The sequence below is a fragment of the Sporomusa sp. genome (assembly GCF_035561255.1).
GTDB lineage: Bacteria > Bacillota > Negativicutes > Sporomusales > Sporomusaceae > Sporomusa.
In genome coordinates, this window is sequence record NZ_DATMXX010000216.1 from 1 (window position 1) to 6,393 (window position 6,393).

Annotated in this window: 7 protein-coding genes and 1 other annotated feature; of the genes, 2 read left to right on the top strand and 5 right to left on the bottom strand. The window is 44.6% G+C overall.

Annotated elements, in window-relative coordinates:
- Positions 1–297, top strand: a 297-nt coding sequence (locus VN379_RS11785; RefSeq protein ID WP_325534031.1) for an SPASM domain-containing protein, incomplete at its 5' end; no start/stop codon positions are given.
- 73 nt (positions 298–370) lie between these two features.
- Here VN379_RS11785 and VN379_RS11790 read toward each other — a convergent pair.
- From VN379_RS11790 to VN379_RS11810, 5 genes are read right to left on the bottom strand one after another with little or no spacing between them, the layout of a single operon-like run.
- The gene (locus VN379_RS11790; protein ID WP_325534033.1) at positions 371–1,084 is read right to left on the bottom strand and encodes an ABC transporter ATP-binding protein; all 714 of its coding nucleotides are present in this window, start codon (positions 1,082–1,084) and stop codon (positions 371–373) included.
- A gap of 1 nt (position 1,085) precedes the next feature.
- Positions 1,086–1,847 carry an ABC transporter ATP-binding protein gene (locus VN379_RS11795; protein WP_325534035.1) on the bottom strand — a complete coding sequence of 254 codons (762 nt, stop codon included), beginning with the start codon at positions 1,845–1,847 and terminating at the stop codon, positions 1,086–1,088.
- The gene (locus tag VN379_RS11800) at positions 1,844–2,824 is read right to left on the bottom strand and encodes a branched-chain amino acid ABC transporter permease (protein ID WP_325534037.1); all 981 of its coding nucleotides are present in this window, start codon (positions 2,822–2,824) and stop codon (positions 1,844–1,846) included. The genes VN379_RS11795 and VN379_RS11800 overlap by 4 nt, the downstream gene beginning before the upstream one ends.
- A gap of 2 nt (positions 2,825–2,826) precedes the next feature.
- Positions 2,827–3,708 (bottom strand): branched-chain amino acid ABC transporter permease, encoded by an 882-nt coding sequence (locus VN379_RS11805; protein ID WP_325534039.1) that lies wholly within the window; start codon positions 3,706–3,708, stop codon positions 2,827–2,829.
- Positions 3,709–3,740: 32 nt separating this feature from the next.
- Entirely contained in the window at positions 3,741–4,901 is a 1,161-nt protein-coding gene (locus VN379_RS11810) for an ABC transporter substrate-binding protein (RefSeq protein ID WP_325534041.1), read from the bottom strand.
- A 118-nt stretch (positions 4,902–5,019) separates the two neighbouring features.
- Positions 5,020–5,230, bottom strand: a binding site (T-box leader).
- A gap of 365 nt (positions 5,231–5,595) precedes the next feature.
- On the opposite strand from VN379_RS11810, the gene VN379_RS11815 reads away from it, so the two are divergent.
- The coding region (locus VN379_RS11815; protein WP_325534043.1) for an arginase family protein at positions 5,596–6,393 on the top strand (798 nt) is incomplete at its 3' end.

The window sequence follows — 6,393 nt, forward strand, 5'->3', positions numbered from 1 at the left end:
GTATATTTGAGTCAGGATTATGAGTTTAAATGGCCTGATTTAAAAGAAGAAGAGGACTTTAATAAAGGAACTTGCTTTGGATTAAGAAATCAAATTGCTATTTTAGTTGATGGTACAGTAGTGCCCTGTTGCCTTGATGGGGAAGGGATAATTAATTTAGGCAATATTCATGGTCACAAATTTTGTGATATTATCAATGGAAAAAGGGCAGAAAATATAAGACGTAGTTTTTGCAATAATAATGTAGTAGAAGAACTTTGCAGAAAATGTGGCTATAGAAAAAGATTTAATAAATAATAAACCCCCCTAAAGTAGCTTACGGTTTAGCCGTAACGACTTTAGGGGGTTCCTTTAGGTTATATGCGTATTTTTAGCCAACTTTTCTCCCGCCCAAGTAAGCCTCCATAACTCTTGGATCATTGGCTATATCATCAGCTTTCCCGTGGAGAACAATCCGGCCGGTCTCCATGACATAGGCATAGTGAGCAATCTTGATTGCCTGGCGGACGTTTTGCTCAACAAGCAGAATAGTTGTCCCTTCGGCATTGATTTCCTGGATGACCTTAAATATATCGGCCACTACCAGCGGGGCTAGGCCCATGGAGGGCTCATCCAGCAGCAGCAGCTTCGGACGAGCCATTAAGGCTCTGCCAATTGCCAGCATTTGCTGCTGTCCCCCGGATAAGGTCCCGCCTAACTGTGTTCTACGTTCTTCCAATATTGGAAAGCGCTTAAAAACTTTTTCCAGATCACTCTGGATGGAGTCGTCTTTCCGTTGGTAAGCCCCCATCTCTAAATTCTCCAGCACTGTCATTTGAGACAGTATGCTGCGGCCTTCGGGAACGAGTGATATCCCCAGATTTACTACCTTGTGTACAGCTAAACCGGTAATGTTTTTTCCCTGGAAGGCAATTTGGCCTGCGTCAGGCTGAACCAGACCCATGATTGATTTCATTGTAGTTGTTTTCCCTGCACCATTTGCACCAATCAAGGATACGATTGCACCTTCGGGAACGGAGATGTCGACCGTTTTTAACGCTTTAATGTTGCCGTAACCAGCAATAAGTTTTGTGATTTCAAGCATGTCACACATCCTCCTTTCCCAGATAGGCTTCAATAACCTCAGGGTTCTCCTGAATGCTTGCCGGTGCGCCCTCCGCAATCTTCCGGCCAAAGTTTAACACAACAAACCGCTCACATACATTCATCATTAAATGCATATCGTGTTCGATCAGGATAACGGCTTTGCCCAATTGCTGTATTTTAGCAATCAGTAATCGCAGGTCTTCTGTCTCACTCTCATTCATACCGGCTGCAGGCTCATCTAAGAGGAGCAGATCCGGATCAGAGGCCAGCGCCCGGGCAATTTCCAGACGGCGTTGTTTACCGTAAGATAGCGCGCCGGCAAAGGTATTCACTTCATCGCCGATCCCTGTTAGTTCCAGCATAGCGCGAGCCTTACCCCTGATGGTTTTTTCCTCAGTCTGTTGCGTCTTAGTCTGCCATAATCCCTGCCAGAGACCGGCCTTCATACGGCAATGAGCGCCAACCATAACGTTCTCTAACGCTGTCATCTGACCAAATAAGCGGATATTTTGAAAAGTACGGGAAATCCCCAGCTTAGTAATCCTGTGGGGCTTTAAGCCAACAATCGCTTTATCCTGGTAAACAATACGGCCTTCACTTGGCGATAAAACACCGGTAATCAGGTTGAAAAGGGTTGTCTTGCCAGCGCCATTAGGGCCAATTACACCAAGAATTTCACCCTTCCCGATGCTAAAACTTACATTAGATAACGCAGCCAGCCCGCCAAAGTTTTTACTGACTTTTTCAAGTGTGAGGATCATCCTGCTGACCTCCTTGTTGGTTCCGGCTGTTCGCCTGCAGTAGAAGATGTCTTCAGCTTGGATTGCCAGTAACGGATTGTTTCTTCACTGATCAGCCCCTGTGGGCGGAAAATCATCATTATGACCAGAATACCGCCATAGATCATGGCCCGATAGTCTGCAGCTGACCGCAGCAGCTCAGGGAGAGTTGTTAATATGACCGATCCTAAGAGCGGTCCCCATACCACATTGCTGCCCCCAAATACGGCAAATAGCAATATCTCAACAGCGCGATGATACGAAAAATCCTTTGGGCCGATATAGAAAGTAATGTGTGCTGCTAACCCGCCGGCAATCCCGGCAACAAAAGCCCCCAGGAAAAAGGCCAAAAGCTTGTATCTGGTTGTATTTACCCCTGACACTTCAGCGGCGTGCTCATCAGCCTTAATTGACGCAAACGCCCGGCCTATCCTGGAATTGCGTAACCGGACGGCAAAGAAAACGATAAAAGCTAAGATCGCAGCAAGAATGGCAATGACAGACAGATTGCTTATTTGCTGCAGGCTGAAGCCTGCAAGTCCCTGGCTATACCCCATTGCAGAAAACTGCTTGCCAATAAGTACACCTAATGACGGTATCCCGGAAAGACCTAAAGCCCCGTTAGTGATTTTCAGGTTGAGAATAATTACTCTTACTACCTCGCCAAAGCCGAGGGTGGCAATAGCTAAATATATCCCTTGTAACCTGGTAGCCGGGATACCAATGACTGCGGCCATCAGGCAAGCGGCCAACCCGCCTGTCGGAATAGCCAGATATACGGGAATCCCGAGTTTTAGCGTCAATAATGCCGATGTATACGCACCTACACTCATGAAACCGGCATTTCCCAAGGATAACTGCCCTGTTGCAAGGGTTAAATAAATACTAATACCCAGCATAGCATTGATGAGAATAAACATTAAAATCTGCAGATAATACGGATTTAAGAGCGCATCCATGGCTACCGGCCTCCTTGAGGGGTGCTGCTGCCAAAAAGACCCTGGGGTCGTACAAACAATAGCACCATAATTAAGCCAAAGGCTACTGCATCCCGGTAGGATGAATCTCCATACGCGACACTAAATACTTCCGCAATCCCTAAGATTAAACCACCAACCATGGCGCCTGTTATATTGCCCAGACCGCCTAGAATAAGTACTGCCAACCCCTTAAAACCCATGGTGATCCCCATAGTAGGCTCAACGGCGTTAAACGCCAGCCCTACAAGAACCCCGGCTACTGCCCCGAGACCGGATGCCAGCATGACGGTCATTACAATGACCTTGCGCGTATCAACACCTAACAGACCCGCTGTTTCGATGTTCTCTGCCGTTGCCCGTATTGATTTTCCGGCTTTTGTTTTTGCCAGCCAAAAACGCAGCGTAACCATCAAACCAAATGAAATAGCAAGGATAATAATCTGGATAAAAGAAATTTTAAATACCCCTAAATCCAGCAGTTGTCCTGAAAATACGGGCGGAAAGGACTGGGCTTGTGGACCAAATACCTTAAGAGCCAGACTTTCTAAAAAAATAGATACACCAATCGTACTAATCAGCGGCGCCAGGTGTGAGACTTCCTTGCGCCGCAGGGGGCGCAAAGCTACTCTTTCTAACAGATAACCAAGAGCTGCTCCGGTAATCATCGCACCAATAAGTGCCCCGATGATACCGATATTGAACTTTGTGACAAGCATCAAGCCGACAAAAGCCCCGATCATGAATATCTCGCCATGAGCCATATTCACAATGTTTAGTACGCCGAAAATTAATGTGTAGCCTAATGCAATAACTGCATAGGTACTACCTAAAGTGAGGCCGTTGACTACTTGCTGCAAGAACACTGACTTCACTCCTTCATGTTACGTTTTTCTTATTATTTTAACTCTGTGAACTGCCCGTCTTTAACAACAAGGATAGTAACATCCATAGCCGGGTTACGTTTGGCATCAAAAGCGAACTTACCGGTAACGCCGGGGAAGTCTTTTACGTTGGCAAGGCTGTCCCTGAACTTCTTGCGGTCTGTCGTGGTGCCGGATTTTTCTAAGGCATCTGCCATAATGTATAAAGCATCATATGCCTGGGCTGCAAATTGATCAGGCTCTTTGCTGTATTTTGCTTTGTATGCAGCTACAAATTTCTTAACTTTCTCGTCATCTTTACCAGGATACCAGGGACTTGCCACAACAACCCCTTCAGCTGCAGTGCCACCAGATTTAATTAATTGCGGTGAGTTGAAGCCGTTATTGCCGACAATCGGCACAGTAATACCGATCTCTCTGGCCTTTTTAAGAATGAGCGCAGCCTCCTGATATAAACCAGCGACCATAATTGCATCTGGCTTGAGAGCGGCAATCTTGGTTAGCTGAGCTGAGAAATCAGTGTCTTTATCAGCAAAAGTTTCAACAGTGACAGTCTCCATGCCGTTGTCTTTTATTGCCTGTTCAAAGGTTTTAAAACCAGATACGGCCCAGTCGTTATTGTTCGAATACATGACAGCTACTTTTTTAAAACCGAGTTTTTCTTTTGCTTTTTTCACAGCATGCGGTATTGCCAGTGACTCAGGCAGGGCATTGCGAAATACATAATCGCCGATATCAGTAATGCCTTCGGCAGTAGTTGATGTGCCCATAATAGGTACGCCCGACTGACTGGCTATTGGGCCTACGGCAAACATTTCTCCGCTCAGGGTAGGGCCGATGATTCCGACTACATTATCTTTATGAATGAGCTTGTTGGTGGCATTGATAGCCTCATTCTTATCACCTTTGGAGTCTTCGAAAACGAGCTCGATCTTGACCTTACCCTTGGCGTTTATTTCATCCCGCGCTAGTTCAAGACCCTGCTTAATAGCTTCGCCATAAGCGGCTCCACCACCGGTAAGATAGGATACTACCCCGATTTTGGCGGCGCCGCCGGTTTCTGAGTTTGCCGGGGCACTTGATTGGTTACCACCACAGCCAGCCATCGAAACGGCAAACACCATTGCCAGTGCAGCTGCCGACCACTTTTTGATACTATTTCGCACGTTAAACATAGAATTTTCCCACCTTTTCTTTATTTTTGTTAATCTCATCCGCAATGCTTATGGTAATAATCTAATATCTCAACCTCCCCTAAAAAAGTAAAAACCCCTACTGACAGGTATCCCTGCCAGTAGGGGCGAAATTCGCGGTACCACCCTACGTTGTACTCTTTCCCATTAACGCGGGGCGACGCTTCAACCTAATGTATACTTTACTATGTATACATGTGAGCTGAAGAGTTCATGGGCGAGGTAACGGCAACAATCACGCACCGGCTTGCACCACCGCCGGCTCTCTGAAGCGATTCACTTGTTGCTTTAATCCCAATCATTACTTTTACTATTCGTGTTTAAAAAACTATGATGTTACACTTGGAACTGTAATTCGCGATCAATAATATACGCTTTTCATTTATTATTCATTATCACAGGACAAGCGTTTTTTGTCAATAGGATATAACTAACAATTTAAATCAATATTTGAACATCAGTTAGATATTACCTAAAGTCCCAGTACGACCACTGTAGCCGGAAATGGGAAAATAATTAGTGATAACAGCAAAAAAATGAATGGTACTAAATTCATCTGGAATCGGCAGGAGTTCGTATGCTGGGATTGGAATATTGATATTGTTTAATAGATGTGAGCATTATTGCGTTTTGTACGTGCTAATAGTGTTATTAAGTAACGAAAGGAAGGACAATTATGCAAAAACATATCAATATTTTTTTCCCCCAATGGCAGGGTGGGGGGCAAGATAAATCAACCTATGAAGGCGCCCTGGAAATAAAAAAAAATTACTTAAGTAGCAAAACATTTATTGATATTGATGTAAGCTTAGAAGATGTTTATAGTATTGAGAATGACATCTTGGGCTATAAGCCTATCGTGAAACAGCTAGAGCAATGTAAGAACCTGATTTTTCAAGAAAACCCCACAAGTATTTTTACAGTAGGTGGCGGTTGCGATATCGCAATTGCGCCGATATCTTACTTAAATAGCCAGATAAAAGGTGATGTCACGATTTTATGGTTTGATGCCCATGGCGATCTCAATACACCAGCAACCTCTCTGAGTAAAGCTTTTCACGGCATGCCGCTTAGAACATTGCTTGGGGAGGGAGATCCCAAAATTCTGAGTCAGACGTTTTCCCCATTGACGCCTGCGCAGATTATCTTGCTAGGAAGCCGGGAGCTGGATGATGCCGAATCTGAATATATAGCTGAAAGAAAGATTAAACTGTTAAAAGTGGCTGATATTGAATCCAAGCTTGCAGTAGATACAATAAAAGCAAATGGCTCAAAGAATATTTATATCCACCTGGATTTGGACGTAATTGATCCCAATGAGTTTCCCTTTATTCCAGTTCCCGCATTGGGGGGATTAAAGATTCAAACACTCTCTAATCTCCTCAAGGTACTGAATAAAGATTTTAATATCCTGGGCTTATCGCTAGTTGAATATCGGCCATCTGGAAAACACCCAATAAAAATTCTAGAAGAG